14 protein-coding genes are annotated in these 16,820 nt (G+C 47.5%); 7 read left to right on the top strand and 7 right to left on the bottom strand.

Going from position 1 to position 16,820, the window contains the following annotated elements; all coding sequences use genetic code 11:
* Window position 1: 1 nt before the first annotated feature.
* The 4 genes from C2747_RS06330 to trxA form a co-directional block, all read right to left on the bottom strand.
* The gene (locus C2747_RS06330) at window positions 2–1,729 is read right to left on the bottom strand and encodes an ArnT family glycosyltransferase (RefSeq protein ID WP_215330775.1); all 1,728 of its coding nucleotides are present in this window, start codon (window positions 1,727–1,729) and stop codon (window positions 2–4) included.
* A gap of 104 nt (window positions 1,730–1,833) precedes the next feature.
* Window positions 1,834–2,178 carry a type B 50S ribosomal protein L31 gene (locus tag C2747_RS06325; protein ID WP_215307558.1) on the bottom strand — a complete coding sequence of 115 codons (345 nt, stop codon included), beginning with the start codon at window positions 2,176–2,178 and terminating at the stop codon, window positions 1,834–1,836.
* Between the two features lie 146 nt (window positions 2,179–2,324).
* Complete coding sequence (rho, locus tag C2747_RS06320; protein WP_046330324.1) at window positions 2,325–3,587, bottom strand: transcription termination factor Rho; 1,263 nt, start codon at window positions 3,585–3,587, stop codon at window positions 2,325–2,327.
* 211 nt (window positions 3,588–3,798) lie between these two features.
* Entirely contained in the window at window positions 3,799–4,125 is a 327-nt protein-coding gene (gene trxA / locus C2747_RS06315; protein ID WP_215330774.1) for a thioredoxin TrxA, read from the bottom strand.
* A 118-nt stretch (window positions 4,126–4,243) separates the two neighbouring features.
* Here trxA and C2747_RS06310 point away from each other — a divergent pair, with 118 nt between their 5' ends.
* Window positions 4,244–7,228, top strand: coding sequence for a PD-(D/E)XK nuclease family protein (locus C2747_RS06310; RefSeq protein ID WP_215330773.1), 2,985 nt, complete (start codon window positions 4,244–4,246; stop codon window positions 7,226–7,228).
* Entirely contained in the window at window positions 7,225–10,731 is a 3,507-nt protein-coding gene (locus C2747_RS06305; RefSeq protein WP_251374708.1) for a UvrD-helicase domain-containing protein, read from the top strand. Before C2747_RS06310 ends, C2747_RS06305 begins: the two co-directional genes overlap by 4 nt.
* Here the strand turns inward: C2747_RS06305 and C2747_RS06300 are convergent.
* Complete coding sequence (locus C2747_RS06300) at window positions 10,693–10,923, bottom strand: hypothetical protein (RefSeq protein ID WP_215330772.1); 231 nt, start codon at window positions 10,921–10,923, stop codon at window positions 10,693–10,695. The two genes, C2747_RS06305 and C2747_RS06300, sit on opposite strands and share 39 nt — an antisense overlap.
* 102 nt (window positions 10,924–11,025) lie before the next feature.
* On the opposite strand from C2747_RS06300, the gene C2747_RS06295 reads away from it, so the two are divergent.
* Complete coding sequence (locus C2747_RS06295) at window positions 11,026–11,847, top strand: tetratricopeptide repeat protein (protein WP_215330771.1); 822 nt, start codon at window positions 11,026–11,028, stop codon at window positions 11,845–11,847.
* Window positions 11,848–11,942: 95 nt separating this feature from the next.
* Here C2747_RS06295 and C2747_RS06290 read toward each other — a convergent pair whose 3' ends face one another.
* Together C2747_RS06290 and C2747_RS06285 are read right to left on the bottom strand one after the other, a co-directional pair.
* Window positions 11,943–12,893 (bottom strand): tripartite tricarboxylate transporter substrate binding protein, encoded by a 951-nt coding sequence (locus tag C2747_RS06290; RefSeq protein ID WP_215330770.1) that lies wholly within the window; start codon window positions 12,891–12,893, stop codon window positions 11,943–11,945.
* Window positions 12,890–13,957 (bottom strand): tartrate dehydrogenase, encoded by a 1,068-nt coding sequence (locus C2747_RS06285; protein WP_215330769.1) that lies wholly within the window; start codon window positions 13,955–13,957, stop codon window positions 12,890–12,892. Before C2747_RS06285 ends, C2747_RS06290 begins: the two co-directional genes overlap by 4 nt.
* A 195-nt stretch (window positions 13,958–14,152) precedes the next feature.
* Between C2747_RS06285 and C2747_RS06280 the strand changes: the two genes are divergently transcribed.
* From C2747_RS06280 to C2747_RS06270, 4 genes are all read left to right on the top strand, one after another.
* Entirely contained in the window at window positions 14,153–14,641 is a 489-nt protein-coding gene (locus C2747_RS06280; protein WP_215330768.1) for a LexA family protein, read from the top strand.
* Window positions 14,638–15,939 (top strand): Y-family DNA polymerase, encoded by a 1,302-nt coding sequence (locus tag C2747_RS06275; RefSeq protein ID WP_215330767.1) that lies wholly within the window; start codon window positions 14,638–14,640, stop codon window positions 15,937–15,939. The genes C2747_RS06280 and C2747_RS06275 overlap by 4 nt, the downstream gene beginning before the upstream one ends.
* Before the next feature lie 56 nt (window positions 15,940–15,995).
* On the top strand, window positions 15,996–16,127 hold the full coding sequence (locus C2747_RS10605; RefSeq protein ID WP_285896668.1) for a hypothetical protein: 132 nt from the start codon (window positions 15,996–15,998) through the stop codon (window positions 16,125–16,127).
* A gap of 153 nt (window positions 16,128–16,280) precedes the next feature.
* Complete coding sequence (locus C2747_RS06270) at window positions 16,281–16,817, top strand: TIGR00645 family protein (RefSeq protein ID WP_215330766.1); 537 nt, start codon at window positions 16,281–16,283, stop codon at window positions 16,815–16,817.
* Window positions 16,818–16,820 lie beyond the last annotated feature (3 nt).

Here is a 16,820-nt window from a genome sequence, read left to right as displayed (position 1 = left end):
TTTATTCATTACCTGCAGAAGTAATTTGATACAGGCGCAGGCGCTCATCACGGTCAGACGCACGGCGATCTTCCCATAGTAATTCAATTTTCTTTTTATTGAGGCTGGCATAAGCTTTAGCCTCTAGAGAACTGTGAGTCAACATCAGATTGCAGCTGGAATCATCACGCAAAGGCAGTTTTGTGAAATAGCTAAATGAAGCTAGTTGAGCTGGACCTAGATTGGTGGTGTCAATGCATCCCGGCGTATTGGCAATAATGCTTTCCAGACGATCAGAAACATAACGATAGGTCTTGGCGTAATTAATCGTTGGTAACCACAAGGTCATCAGGAGAACCCACATCAAAGTAGTACCAGAGGCGGAGATGATGAGACAGCGCCAGATTTCTTTAGGGGCGCGAGAAGTTCTCCAGCGCACAATTGCTAACCAGATGCCGGTAATGAGAAGAGCAATAAGAAAACCAATGTAATCAAACTGTGCCTGAAAGCCTGGTAAAAGTCGCGCTATATTTGCGGCGGTGGATTCTGGGAAGCCGGTCACTTTTGCGAGCCAAATAATCCAAATGGCCAAAGCAATCATGGTGAAGCTAAACATCGCAAACCAATCAATAAAACTTATCAGGCCACGTTTAAGAATCGGCAAGCTAAATGCAGCAATGACCGACAAACTCGGAATCAAAATGATGAGGTCATGTTCGTTTGCTTCTAAGCGGAACAGAACATAAATCAAGCAGCCAATAAATAAACTTAGCGGAATGCATAGATGAGGAGCGCGCCATTGACCTGCTTCTTTCACCCGACCCCAGTGCGCGAGGGAGATGATGGCTAATGGCCAAACTGGCCAAGCGTAAGCCCAGAAGTTGATACTGAGAAATCCTAGGGATTCAATAGAAGGCGTTGCGCGCATCTCTGGCATATTGCGCCAGCCTTCTTCGGCGATATGACGCCACTCAGGACTGAGATTGCCTAAATACCAAAGCGCAGGCCAAATCGCAAAGCCAATCAGACCCAAAACAGTACTAGTTAAGGTCCAGCGAAAGCGTAACTTTGCATTGCTCGCAATGACCGCAATGATGGTGGAGCTCACGATGATGAGGCTCAGCGTGAGATTGCTTGAGAGGGCAACGATCGCGATACCAAGACCAGTCCAAAAGCCACCTTGCCAAGGTTTATCTAAACCACGGACGGTGCCGTACAGAACAATGCTAATTCCCATGAGTTGCGCCATCATCGGCGTTGTCTCATGCGCACGTTGCGCAAGTCCAACGCAAGCTAAGAAAATCAATAGAGCGCCATCAGCCAAAGTCATGCCATAGTTTTTGCGACCCGGTTGACCACCAACTGCCAGCACCATCGGCTGAACTTCTGGGCGACGTCCCAATAGATAAGTCGCATACCAAATGGCTAGAGCAGCAGCAAAGAAGCAAACTGCCGCATAGAGGCGTGCCGCATTGGCCATCCCAATCAATGGGCCAAATAGATCCATTAGGGTGGCACCTAGCCAGTAGGGAAAGGGTGCGCCAAGAGAGACATCACGCCCCGCAAGGTGCGGAACAATCCAATCCAGTGCTTTGCCGTGTTGCAAAGCCCACATGCCACCAAATCCGATGGCATCTTCGTTCTTCCAGGGGTCACGCAGAAAGAGGCCGGCAAAACCATAGACCAAAGTCAACGCAAAAATAATGATGCGTGGAATGGAGGTGGTGGCGGCGGCGGTGAGTTTAACCATAAAAAACTAGCAATAAAAAAGGCAGCAAACGCTGCCTTAATTATCTCGCAGGGGAGGGTGAATAGTGAATATCCAAACCCCAGCCCCTTTGTGGAGTAAGCCTATTACTTCTTCTTAGCTGGCTTTTCAGCAGCTTTAGCTTCTGCAGCAGCAGCTTTTTTCTCAGCTGTTTTTGCAGCGCCATCACCAGTTGCCTTAGCAACAGCTTTAGTGCCGAACTTCTGACGGAATTTCTCAACACGACCGGCAGTATCCATAATCTTCTGGGTACCAGTGTAGAAGGGGTGTGATTCAGATGAAGTCTCGATCTTGGACAAAGGATATTCTTTGCCATCTTCCCACTTGATTGTCTCTTTAGTAGACATAGTGGAGCGAGTCTTGAAGCTGAAGTTGTTAGAAACGTCTACAAAGACGATTTCACGATATTCGGGGTGAATGCCAGGTTTCATTATTGAGTCCTATTAGCGGGCAGCCGTTTTGGTCCAAAGACCTAAATACTTACCCAAGTTAAATGCAAATTATTAAAGCGGTAAAAGCGAAATTATGCCATGAAATCAACAACAAAGCGCACTTTTACCGACTCAGAGAGCCTAAATTAACCACCCTTACGCATTAAATCGAAGAATTCACCGTTATTTTTGGTGGATTTGAGCTTATCAACAATAAAGTTCATCGCCTCAATATCGTCCATATCAGCCAATAATTTACGCAATACCCAGATTTTCTGGAGGTTTTCAGCTTTAACTAGCAACTCTTCACGACGGGTGCCAGACTTGTTGAGGTTAATTGATGGGTAAACACGACGCTCAGCCAAACGACGCTCAAGGTGCACTTCCATATTGCCGGTACCTTTGAACTCCTCGTAGATAAGGTCGTCCATACGGCTACCCGTTTCAATCAAGGCAGTGGCAATGATGGTGAGGGAACCACCTTCTTCCACGTTACGCGCCGCCCCGAAGAAGCGCTTTGGACGTTGCAATGCGTTAGCATCCACACCACCAGAGAGTACTTTTCCAGATGAGGGAATAACAGTGTTGTAAGCGCGAGCCAGACGGGTAATTGAGTCAAGCAAGATGATCACATCTTTTTTCATCTCAACTAAACGCTTAGCCTTTTCAATCACCATCTCGGCAACTTGAACGTGACGCACGGCTGGCTCATCAAATGTTGAGGCAACCACTTCTCCACGAACAGAGCGCTGCATTTCAGTAACTTCCTCAGGACGCTCATCAACTAACAATACGATCAAGATTGCATCGGGATTGTTTGCGGAGATCGCATGAGCAATGTGCTGCATCATCACAGTCTTACCGGATTTAGGTGAAGACACGATCAAGCCACGCTGGCCATAGCCAATCGGGGAGATCATATCGATGATGCGGCCTGTTAAATTCTCTTCAGCCTTGATATCACGCTCTAATTGAATCACGCGATTGGGATGCAGAGGCGTTAAGTTTTCGAACATGATGCGGTTCTTCAGGGCCTCAGGAGCCAAACCGTTGATCTTGTCTACTTTGACTAGGGCAAAGTAGCGCTCACCATCCTTAGGGGTACGAACCTCGCCTTCAACGCTGTCACCAGTGTGCAGGTTAAAGCGGCGGATCTGCGCAGGGGAGATATAGATGTCATCCGGAGAAGCCATATAAGAGGCATCTGGGGAGCGCAAGAAACCAAAGCCATCAGGCAACACTTCCAAAGTACCGTCACCGAAAACAGATTCACCTTCCTTGGCGCGCTTCTTGAGAATGGCAAACATCAACTCTTGTTTGCGCATACGTTGGGTATTTTCAATCTCCAGGCTGGCTGCCATTTCAAGCAGGGCGGATACGTGGAGTACTTTGAGTTCAGATAATTGCATGTGGTTCTCTGGTGTAAATAAGGGTGTAAATGTGTTTTGGGGTATCGCTGTCTAGATGGACATCAGACAGAATTGAAAAGCAAAATGTTTGGGGGAGTTTGCTAGGAAAAGAGGTGCACTTGAAGTGCGTTGAACTACTAATGAAACAGATACTACACTAAAAACAACTAAAACCACAGGCTCACCCAGTGAACCTGTGATCTGGGACTATTTACAGATGACTATCAATAAACGCGGTCAACTGAGATTTGGCCAAAGCGCCTACTTTTTGAGCAGTAACGGTGCCATTCTTAAAGAGGATCAATGTAGGGATGCCGCGAATATTGAACTGGGCAGGAACGCCTTGGTTCTCATCCACGTTCATCTTAGCGATTTGGATCTTGTCACCATATTCGCCAGCCAGCTCTTCCAAAATAGGGCCGATCATCTTGCAAGGACCGCACCACTCAGCCCAGAAGTCCAAGAGAACAGGTTTATCGGACTTGAGAACGTCTTCCTCGAAAGAAGCGTCAGTTACATACTTGATGCCGGCACTCATGAAAATTCCTTAATTAGTCTTATTTAGTTTTATATAGTTATTGCACTACAACGCTTATATTAGCAATAAGCCACACTTTCTGCCTAAATTCTCAAAAGAAGCCATAGAACCACCCTCAATGCCGCACCCGTTCCCAACCCTATCTGAGCAAAAGCAGCCACATGCTTGGGCAATAGCACCCAATGCTAGTGCTCTGAAATCACTCGCTGAGGGTATTTGGAATTGTGCAGTGCAAACCAAACAACGCCCCTTAGTGGTGCTGAGCACGGCAGGCCCATTAATGGGGATGAGAACCGCTTTAGAGAAGTATCGCCCCAAGGATCTACCAAGCCATATTGCCTTCTTGCCTCAAGTGATGAGTTTTAACGACTGGCTAGAGGCAGCGCCGAGAGCATGGAAATTTCCTAAAAAGCAAACCGATTTAGAGCGCTGGTTGTCTGTATACGCCACGCTTCGTAAGCACAAAGAGCTGCAAGCATGGTTTAAGGCAGAAACTGAAGCAGGGTCATGGGGATTGGCGCAGGCCATTATTGCAGCTTGCGATACCTTATCTAACTCAATAGCACCTAGCCTTCAGCAAGAGCTACGCAATCTGATTACCAATCAAGAGCAGGCGATTACCCAAAATACGCAATCTTGGATCGAAATTCTAGAGCCAATATTGGATCGCGCCATTGGTCAAGCATACCCAGCCCTGGCCAAAAAAGTAGTTGATCAAGAAGCGCAAGTACTACTGACATTTTGGAGGTATGTCACTAGCTCAAGCGACCCAGCGTTTAGAAAGCAATTTGCTATGGCCGCCCATCTCGAGGCTGTCCAGAAAATTGCACCAGCAAATGTCAGACCCTTAATTTGGGTAGAGACGGCAGATCCAACTCCGATTGATAAGCAGCTCATTCAGGGATATTTAGCGGACTATGCGCAATATGCCCCAGCGGTTGAAGTAACTATGAATTGGGAGTCGATTGCGCTCTGGGCAGAGGCCTTAGATCCCGCCACTCCTGAAGAGCAAAAGCTACAAACCATCAAAACAAATATCGACAATGCGTATCCAGGGCATTGGCATCTGATTGCCGCGAAGCGATTCGAAGAGTTAGCGTGGGCAACAGCCAAAACCATTGAGCAACAGTTAATCAACGGTAAAACGAATATCGCCTTAGTAGCGCAAGATCGTCTTGTTGCCAGAAGGGCGCGCGCATTACTGGCACGCCTTGGACCATCCCTCAAGATCCAAGATGAAACTGGTTGGAAGTTGTCTACTACCAGAGCAGCAGCAGCGCTCAATAGTTGGCTAGAGTTGTTACGTGCTCCACCTGAAGGGCCTAGCGCCGCCGACCTATTGGAGTTCTTGCAAAATCCATTCTTAGATCTGGGAAAGTGCCTTAACTCCAACGCTACTCGTGATGCAGAATCTTTAAAGGGATTAGTTGCGCAGTTTGAGGATATTTTGATTGCTAGCCAAGCTAAATCCGGTTGGGAAACTTTCCACATGGCGATCGAGGGATCGGTCTCCCACGGTTCAGCTGCGCCTAATCCGCTTTTACTAGAGCTCCTGCAGTCCATACGTGGCCGACTCAATCGCTGGCGTGGAATCAAAATCAATTGCGCTCTAGCCCATCAATATCTGATAGATGATCTAACCCTAATGGGTATGACCCAAGGCTTGGAAACAGATTCTGCTGGCAAACAATTGCTAGAGCTTTTGGAAACATTCGATTTTGATGAAGAGCATCAGCAAATTGCGATGCGCTTAAATGAATGGCTGAGTTTATTAAAGACCGTCATTGAAGAGTCTTCTTATGAGGAGAAGGGCGTTAGTGCTGCAGCTACCCTGAGCATCCTGCCACTCAGCTCCACTCGTTTCAGAGAATTTGAATCTGTTGTGATGGTGGGCTGTGATGAACAGCAGCTCCCTGCATTTTCAGAGCCACCATTATTTTTCTCTGATGCCTTGAATCGTCTCTTGGGTGGATCGAGTATCGAGGCACAGTTTATTCAGCAGGCACGAGATTTATCTCAATTACTCATCTCTTTCCAAAGTGTTGATCTCCTTTGGCAAAGCAAAAGTAAGAGTGGGGAGCCATTAAGACCATCGGCTTGGATCCAGCGCCTCCAAATGGATTTACCGACTTGGCAGGCACAAAATGCCGGCGCCTTATTTGCCCCTCGTAATGGCGTAGCAACACCATCCAAAATGGCGATCGCAAAACTAGATTCAGATTTGCCAATGCCAGTCTCGATGAGTCCAAGTGCTTACAAAGCCTTGCGTGACTGTCCTTATCGATACTATGTACGTAGCCTACTGGGCCTGCGCAGACTCAAAGGTTTTGAAGAGGGCTTTGATGCTTCTCTTGCTGGGCAAACTCTCCACAAGATTTTGCGTAATTTCTATCACGCCATGAAAAGCGAGGCGCAAAAATCCACCACACCAATCACTGCAGAACCAGAGCTGCGCCGCGCTTGGATGCAAGATCAGCTCACACTGATCTCCGAACAGGTATTTAAGCGTTTAATTGAAGGGGATGCCAGAGTCTTGGGTGTCTTAAGGGATTGGCAAAAACAAATCCCTAGTTTTATTCAGTGGCAGTTAGATCGTGAGGCTCAAGGTTGGCAGTTCCACGACGCCGAAGTGAAGGTTGGCTTTGATCTGCCGTTTACGGATGTAGATGGCAATGAGCGCCATATCCGGATTGAGGGTTACGCAGATCGCTTTGATGTCAGCATCCAAGATCCTCAAGCCGCATCAGTCATTGACTATAAGAATCAGAGCCTCACTAGAGTCGAGCAGCGCTCTGAAGTGGTGCTAGATGACCCACAGTTATTAATCTATGCCAGAGCCTCTAATGAGAGCAACAAGATCCCTGGGCGCGCAGTCAATGCTGCTGAGTGGGTTGCTTTAAAGGCTGATGTGAAAAAGGATGGCGATGAAGCGGAGCGTTCAGTAGTCATCACAGAAATGCCAGACCTGATGCAAGTATTTTCTGAGCAAATGACTGAAGATGTGCAATCGCTTTGGTCCGGCAAACCCCTCAAGGCGTTTGCACCCGATAGCGTTTGTCAGTATTGCGAAGCTCGGGGTATTTGCAGAAAGGGGATGTGGTGAGTAACTCTACATTCCCAGTTGACATTGCTTGCGATCCCAATCGCTCTGTAATCGTATCCGCCTGCGCAGGTAGTGGCAAGACTTGGTTATTGGTCACCCGCATGGCGCGCCTCTTATTAGCTGGAGCAAAGCCTCAAGAAATCCTCGCACTCACGTTCACCAGAAAAGCCGCACAAGAGATGCGTGATCGTCTCTATCGTTTATTGGAGGAGTTTTCACAATCGAGTGATGAGCAGCTATTCCAGCATTTAACTGATCGGGGTCTGACTACCGATGAGGCGAAGGCGCTACTACCTACCGCCAAGTCTTTGTATGCCAAAGTACTGTCAAGCCCGCAAGGCATTGTGATTGATACTTTCCATGGTTGGTTTGGCAGGCTCTTAGGTGCGGCGCCAATCTCAACCGGTATTCAGCCTGGCTTTAGTTTGCGAGAAGATGCAAAGCGTTTGCAAGATGAGTGCCTGGATGACTGGTGGGGTAATTTGCCTGAAGGCATTCAAGTGCATTACGACACCCTATTAAAGGCGCTTGGTGCAAGTGAGACCCAAAAGTTCCTGATGAGTAATTACAGCCTTTTTAAGCAAAGAGGCGCTTGGACCTTCTTCTCGCAAGCATGCAAAGCCCATGGCACTACCCCGATTGAAAAACTCAAAACGGATTTATCAAGACTGAAAATTGATAATCCGCTCAATGGAGTTTGGAATGACATCAATGCCAAAGCAGACTTAGAGTTTTTACATCGCTGCTTTACTAATAGCAGCGCTACAGAAATGGCTTACGCACCCAGCATTCAGATGGCAATCGACCTCAAGGCCAAGGGTGGTGATGTGATGGAGATGGCGTCGATATTGCAGCCCATATTTTTGACTCAAGACGACACCAATCGCACTTCGAATGACAAAGCTGCCGGCGATCTTAAGAAATACCTTAAAAAAGAGGGTGAGCTAGATCGCGAGCAAGAGCATGTGACTTATAAACAAGCTTGGGCAACAGCGTTCTTAGAATTTGTTGCTTGGAAAAAAGAGCAAGAGGCCTTCGCGCTCAATGAAGCCTGGTTTGCAATGAGCGCCGCAATGATGGATCACGTCAACATGACCAAAGAGTCCATGCGTGTGCGTGACTTTGATGACTTGGAGATCGGCGTCAGTCAGCTAATGGCGGACTCTGCTAATGCAGCCTACTTGCAGTCGAGACTAGATGCGAAGTACAGGCATATCTTGGTGGATGAGTTTCAGGACACCAACCCCTTGCAGTGGCAAATTCTGCGGGCATGGTTAGAGGGTTATGGTCAGGATGAATCGAAGCCCTCTATTTTTATCGTAGGCGATCCCAAACAATCGATTTACCGATTCCGCCGCGCCGACCCGAGATTATTTAATGATGCGCAGGCTTTCTTAGTAAAAGAGATGCAGGCAGCCTCATTAAACCAAAACACTACCCGTCGTAATGCACCAAAAATCAACGATGCAGTAAATCAGATCTTCGGCACTGAACAATTGCCGGAGTCATATCCGTTTACTGCGCAAAACACTTTATGGAAAGCGCCCGTAGGAAATACTGCAGAAGCGCCATATTCAAACGAGGGTGAAGCCTATTTATTGCCTCTCGTGAAACACGAAGCCGAAGAGCTAGAGCAAAGAGCAGGCAATGCTTTTGAGCAAGCCATTGTGGATGCGCGGCAAACCGCTGATGTGACTCAGCGCTATGTTGAGGGGCAGCAAGTTAGTGCATTGATACAGCATCTGATTCAGACGCGTCCTGTGCTTGATCGCGTTAACGGTCAAGAGGTTTGGCGCAAGGCAAGAGAGAGTGATTTCTTATTATTGGTGAAGCGCCGCAAGTACCTCCCGCAATTCGAGCGTGCTCTACGTGAGGCAGGTTTAGCGTTCGAGAGTTCCAGACTCGGTGGTTTGCTCAATACCTTAGAGATTGATGACCTGATTGCACTCCTAACTGTTCTAGTCACGCCGCGCCATGATTTGCCGCTGGCCCAGGTATTGAGAAGTCCGATCTTTGCATTTACTGAAAGCCAAATGCAAACCCTCGCTAAGGCGCTGGCATCTAATCAATATCGATCTTGGTGGGATGCTTTGCAAGACAGCCCAGATGCCAGCTTGATGCAGGCAGCGCGGTATTTGGAGCATTGGCGCATGCTGGGTGAGCGTCTGCCAGTGCACGACTTGCTGGACCGCATCTATCAAGAGAGTGATTTGCGGATTAAATACGCAAGCGTTTCTCAAGAAATTGCCCGTGCGCAAGTTTTGGCCAACCTCGATGCCTTCCTAGAGCTGGCACTCAATCAAGATGGCGGCCGCTATCCAAGTCTGGGCCGCTTTATTGAAGAGATCAACACCATTCGTCGTGGCGATGATGATGAAACTCCAGATGAAGGTGATGTGGATGCTGAGCCTGATTTGGTAGAGCTCGATGAAGAGAGCGAGTTATCTGAGGAAGACAAAAACAAACGCGTTCGCATGATGACGATTCATGGGGCAAAAGGCTTGGAATCACCGTTTGTGATCATGCTGGACGCAAACCATACTGAAGGTAAGGCGGATCATCGTGGTGTCTTATTGGATTGGCCGCCCGAGAGTGAGAGCCCAAGCCATTTGTCGATGTATACCTCGGCCACCTTAACCAATCCTCGCAGCGAAGTGCGCGAACGCGAGCTACTCATTGGTAAGAACGAGAACTGGAATCTGCTCTACGTGGCAATGACCAGAGCAAAGCAGGGGCTATGCATTAGTGGTGTAGCAAAGGCGCCCACCGCAAAGAATCCTTCAGGCTTAGATGAGAAGTCTTGGTATGGCAGAGCGATGCTAGGCCAACTAAGCATTCTTGAAGATCAACCCGCACCATTAAAAAATACAAGCCCAACGCAAACAAGTCAGAAACCAGGCAATCCAAAGAATTTCATGATGGATGACTTTGAGGTTTCCTGGGTTGCGGCTAGGGTGAGTCATGAGCAGCAGCTTAAAGATATCGAGAGTGGCTTGACCTTGGAAATATTCCAAGACGATAGCAACACACCAGATAACTCCAAAATATTGGAAGAGGGCGTGCACTTTCATCAACTGCTAGAGCATCTCACCCTGCAAACTGGAGCAACAGAACCAGAAGTCATGAGCACAGAACAAATCGCTCGCTGGCTTGGCATTAGTAATGAATCAGCAAGCAAAGCGCTAGACCAAGCAAGCACTGTTCTCAACACTCAGGAGCTTGAGCAATACCTCACGTCAAATCAGTGGGTGCAAGCCTGGAATGAGATTGATGTTGTGAGCTTGGATGGCAAGAGCTTCCGCCTAGATCGCTTAGTAGAGTTTGATGGCCACTTGGCCATCCTCGATTACAAGCTCACGATCCCCGAGGTGGGTAGTGAAGCTCACAATAAATACCGCTCACAGCTGAACAACTACAAACAAGAGCTGGCCAGAATACGTCCAGATAAGCCTGCCAAAGCCTTTTTAATCTCCGCCAAGGGTGAGATTCGAGAAATTACTTAATTTGCTGGCTTTTTGATCTAAGGGCTTGTTTCGACCGCGAACTACAGTATGTTTAACTGCTTCCCACTCTTCATCGGTAAATGGAATGCAGTCTGGATCTGCCATCGCTGCTTTTATGATCGCGGCATCTTCTTCCGCAGTGGGTTTAATTAGCTTTTTCGTGCGCTTAGGATAGCCAATTCCAAGCTTCACCCCTTGAAATCCACCCTAAAGACCCTATATAAGTAGGGAATAGCAAAAATCCCCAAACTAGGGATAATGAAATTCACATGAAACATCCTACAAGGAGTCTTGATGAACATTCGTAAGGTAATCAATTTATTCGTTGGCGTATGCGCAGCAGCGCTACTGTTAACTAGCAATACTGTGTTTGCCGAGGCAACTTTGCCAGAGGTATACAAGGCTGCGCAATCTGGGCAGATGGCTAAAGCCGATGCCATGATGAAAGAGGTTCTGCAAAATCATCCTAATAGTGCAAAGGCGCACTATGTGGCAGCCGAGCTTTATGCCAAAGAAGGTAAGGTAGAAGTTGCGCGCAATCATTTCATCACGGCGCAAAACTTAGCCCCTGGTTTGCCATTTGCGCAAGCGGAGTCTGTACAAAAACTCCAAGTGCAATTAGCCAACGCTCAAGTTGCACCTGCTGCCACTCAGACATCCATTTTCAGTAACCCACTCTTTTGGGGTTTAATTGCCATTCTGGTCATCGGCATCGTGCTTGTGATGAAGCGTCGTAAGGCAGAAGCAGTTCAGGTCTACAACGCACCAAGCGCTGGATACCCTGGTACTCCAGGCGGCCCTGCTGGCTATCCTGGTGGCCCTGGGTACCCTGGAGCCCCAGCTGCAGGCGGCATGGGTAGTGGCTTGATGGGTAGTCTTGCGACTGGTGCTGCATTAGGTGCTGGTATGTACGCTGGCCAAGCACTAGCAAGCAACCTCATGGGTGGTCACGATAATGGCCATTCCAATGCCGGTATTAACCCCAATCTAAATCAAGTGGGCGGCCCAGCATCTTTAGATCCAAACTTTGGTGTGAATGATGCCAGCTCTTGGGATGATAGTGGCGCTAGTTCATGGGATGACAGTGGTGGTGGCGACTTTATGAGTGACGTTTAATTTTCACTCTGCCCGCAAAACAAAAGCTACCGACATGGTAGCTTTTGTTTTTATGAAGATAAATTAATGTATTGCTTTATCAACTGATTCAGTAATTACTTAATCATCCCAGCATTCTTTGCATCTTCCATTGCCTGAGGGATTTTCTCTTTCATAAACGCAGGCATTTTTGAGAGTGGGACATCCACAATCACAAAGCCTGAATCTTCTAGTTTCTTCTTCGTTTCAGGATCGGCATTGAGCTGTGCAAAATAATCAGACATTTTTTGCTGCAATACTAGTGGCGTAGCCTTAGGCACTGCAACGCCGCGGTAAGCGCCATCCACCCAGTTCAGCCCCAATTCTTTAAACGTGGGCACATCTGGTAGGGCGGGGTTCCGTTTTTCAGTAGCAACTGCGAGCGTACGCACCTTAGATTTTTGCTGAATCGCTAAGGGTAGATAACCCATAGCGCCATCCACGTGCATTCCAATTAAAGCAGTAATTAAATCTCCCGTACCTTTAAAAGGAACGTAATTAATTTTTACGCCTGCTAATTTATTTAAGCGCTCCACTGCCATGTGGTTTGCAGAGTATTGTGCAGAGCCAGCAAGATTGATCTTGCCAGGTTCTTTTTTAGCGGCGGCAATAAACTCTTGATAGGTTTTGTAGGGGCTATCAGCAGAGACCATGAGGGCATCTGGAGTGAAGTGGTAGTAGTAGATTGCGCTGATGTCCTCAGTTTTGTACTGAATACCTTCTTGTAATGGCTGCAAGATCGTATGGGGAATATTGACGCCGACTACGGTAGTGCCATCAGCGGGGTAGGTATTGAGAGCGCTCCAGACAAGTGCACCACCGGCACCTGCGCGATTCAGGACCACCATCGGTTGCTTGAACTTTTTGGCAGAGATATCCGCTTGATAGCGCGCTACTAAATCCGATTCTCCAGCTGGTGGAAAGGGGATGATGTATTGGATAGTTTTGTCAGGGAATGGCTGTGCACTAACCACTGAGATAAAGCTTAAAGAGAGTGCAGCAAACTTTATTAGTGAAAATACATTCATTTTGAGATCTCCTGAATTACTGCATTAGTAACATCACTCATCATTGCAGAACCTCCTAAATCCCGGGTATGTAATTGAGGGTTAGCCGTGACGGTTTCAATGGCTTGCATGAGTTTTTTGCCAAGCTCCTTTTCTCCTAAGAAGTCGAGCATCATGACTGCGGACCAAAATGTACCAATGGGATTTGCCAAGCCCTGACCCATAATGTCAAATGCTGAACCATGAATCGGTTCAAACATCGATGGATATCGCCTTTCTGGATCAAGATTGGCGGTAGGGGCAATACCCAAGCTACCGGCAAGAGCTGCCGCCAAGTCACTTAAGACATCTGCGTGCAAATTAGTAGCCACAATCGTATCGAGTGATTCAGGACGATTGACCATGCGAGCAGTAGCAGCATCGACCAGCTCTTTATCCCAAGTCACATCTGGAAAATCTTTGGCTACTAGCTTAGCGATTTCATCCCACATCACCATGCCGTGTCGCTGGGCATTTGACTTAGTAATGACGGTGAGGTGTTTACGGGGTCGAGACTGCGCGAGCTTAAAGGCAAAGCGCTGTACACGCTCTACGCCAACGCGCGTCATGATGCTCATATCGGACGCCACTTCAATTGGGTGGCCTTGGTGGGCTCTGCCGCCTACCCCAGAATATTCACCTTCTGAGTTCTCCCGCACAATCACCCAGTCCAATTGTTCTGGCTTGCAATGACGCAAAGGGGTCTCGATACCTGGAAGAATGCGAGTGGGGCGCACATTGGCGTATTGATCAAAGCCTTGGCAAATCTTGAGACGCAAACCCCACAGCGTAATGTGATCCGGAATATCAGGGTCACCAGCCGAACCAAATAAGATAGCATCTTTAGAGCGCAGGGGCTCTAGACCATCATTGGGCATCATGATGCCGTGCTTGCGGTAGTAGTCGCCACCCCAATCAAAGTGCTCAAAGGCAAAGGCTGCTTGAGGATGTTTTTTACTTAAAGCGTTTAATACTTTCTCGCATTCAGGGATTACTTCTTTGCCGATGCCATCACCCGGAATCGAGGCTATTTTGTAAGTCTTCATTCGTCTCCCACTACTATTTTTTATTAGTGCATGAGCTTTTACATGCACTCTCAGAGCCATTATGTGGCGCTTCCCCGGCTAAAGAACTTGGGGTTTATGACTAGAAAAAAGGGCGATCAGCAGCAAAACAACAAAAAGAGCGTCATTTTTAAGGTTTTTACATATACTGTATGGATATACAGTATATTAATACCTATGACAACTCAGATGACTCCCCAGACAGCAACCCTAAGCCAGGCCCCGCAAGTCTTGGCGGTTCATTCTGCCTATGAGTTCACCCTCTTAAGTCACCGTATTTCAGCAGGATTTCCGAGCCCGGCAGCTGATTATGCCGAGGAGGGTCTCGATCTCAATAGCTACCTCGTTCAAAACAAACCAGCCACCTTCATGTTCACCGTCAAGGGCGATTCGATGATGGGCGCGGGTATTTGTGACGGCGACAAGGTGGTGGTCGATAAAGCCCTCAAGCCAAAACATAAAGACATCGTGGTTGCCGTAGTGGATGACGAGTACACCATCAAGCGCCTCTATCAATTGCGCGGCAAAACTGAGCTTCAGCCCGAAAACCCCAATTACGAACCTATTACCTTTAACGAGAGCAGCCAGCTCCAAATTTGGGGCGTAGTGGTTGGGGTGGTGCGCAAGTACAGCCACGCTAGCAGCAGAAACGGCAGGTCCGCATGAACCAAACCGGCCAAACCAATCAACTCTTCGCACTCGTGGATGTGAACAACTTCTACGTCTCTTGCGAGCGCGTATTTGCTCCTAAGCTAGAAGATGTGCCGATGGTAGTGCTATCGAATAACGATGGCTGTGCGGTAGCGCGTAGTGCTGAAGTCAAAGCGCTGGGCGTGAAGATGGGCACACCCTGGTTTCAGATGAAGGACCTGGCTAAGCAGCATGGTATTCAAGCCTATTCATCTAACTACACCTTGTATGGCGATATGAGTGGCAGGGTAGTGGAAGTCTTAAGAAAGTTCACACCCAATTTAGAGGTCTACAGCATTGATGAGAGCTTCCTGCAAATCGAGACAGTACTCAAGCAATATGCTGACCCTACGAGCTTAGGTCAGATCATCAAGCAAGATGTTAAAGACACTACCGGCTTGCCTGTATGCGTAGGTATTGGTGCTAGCAAGACACTCGCTAAGCTGGCTAATCACTTAGCTAAAAAGAATCCTCAGTTTGCTGGCGTCTGTGATATTAGCTCCATGCCAAAAGCAATGCTCTATCAGTGGATGGCAGAGACAGCAGTAGGTGAGGTCTGGGGCATTGGTGGTAAGACTGCCAAGAAACTCAAAGAACTCAAGATCAACAGCATCTTTGATTTAGTGCAAGTGTCACCACAAGCGATGCGCCAACAATTTGGCGTTGTGATTGAGCGTATTTGTTATGAGTTGCGCGGCGTATCTTGCTTGCAACTCGAAGAAGTGGCACCAGCCAAACAGCAGATTATTTCCTCACGAAGTTTTGGTAAGCCAGTCACTTCAATGGAAGAGTTGGCTGAGTCTGTCGCTACCCATGCTGCAAGAGGCGCCGAGAAGCTCAGAAGCCAAAAGTCCGTTACGGGCGCGCTCACGATCTTTGTGCAAACCAACCCCCATAAACCGTTTGAGCCACAACACCATCAAAGCATCACAGTAGTACTGAGTGATCCAAGCGACAACACCTTAACGCTCACAAGCGCCGCATTAAAAGGGCTAAAGCAAATCTACAAGGCAGGCTTTAAGTACAAGAAAGCGGGCGTCATTCTGAATCTATTAGCTGATAAACCCACGATGCAGCAATCGCTATTTGATGACATGGAAGTTAAAGGCAAATCTGCTGGCCTCATGAAAGCCATGGACTCGATCAATAGTCGCTTTGGTAATGCCGCCATCAAAACCGCAGCATCCGGAACCAAGCAAGACTGGAAGATGAGATCAAGCAATAGATCACCGAACTACACCACGCAGTGGGATGAATTACCCGTAGCACGATAAATAATTAATCAACCAATCAAGTAAAAATCAAGCAAAAAGTAAACAAGGAGAAACAAATGGAACTATTAAATAACTTCAACGGCATCTCATTCGCAGTAATCGTGGTTTTGTCTTATTGCGCAGTATTAAAAAACACAAAGCGCTATGAGCGTAGCAATACTCAAGTATTTGGTCGTAAGTACCAGTAAGAAGAAAAGAAAAAGCAGCAGCTACCTAGAAGGGGAATAAGGAAATCACGGATTCCTTATTCCCTAGTAAAGGCGAAAGTCATCAGAATTACCCTACGCAAGATAGGTGTAATGAAATTATAAAAATGTCATAAATATGGATAAAATCCATAAATGATCGATGACAAGCAAACGTTTATAGATAAAAAATTACGTCCACTGCCACGCTGGATATTTATGTCCCGCTGGTTGCAGGCGCCGCTCTATATCGGCCTGATTGTTGCTCAAGGTGTTTATGTTTGGCAGTTCTGGTTAGAGCTGGTGCATCTCATTAGCATGATGGCAGATAAGTCCATGACTGAAACTGCCCTCATGTTGGTAGTGCTGGGATTAATCGACGTAGTGATGATCTCCAACCTATTGGTCATGGTCATTGTTGGTGGATGGGAAACCTTTGTCTCCCGTCTAGAGCTAGAAAATCATCCAGATCAACCCGAGTGGTTATCTCATGTCAATGCAGGCGTACTCAAGGTAAAACTAGCAACCGCCATCATCGGCATCTCATCAATACATCTGCTGAAGACTTTCATCAACGCAGCATCCTATGATGAAAAGACCCTCATGTGGCAAACCTTAATCCACATCACCTTTGTGTTGTCAGCCGTAGCGATAGCCTATACAGAAAAGCTCGTGACCTCAGCTCATAAGTAGCAC

Source organism: Polynucleobacter corsicus, from assembly GCF_018688255.1.
Taxonomy (GTDB): domain Bacteria; phylum Pseudomonadota; class Gammaproteobacteria; order Burkholderiales; family Burkholderiaceae; genus Polynucleobacter; species Polynucleobacter corsicus.
Note: the sequence above shows the minus strand (reverse complement) of the source record. Positions and strands in the feature narration are given on the sequence as shown.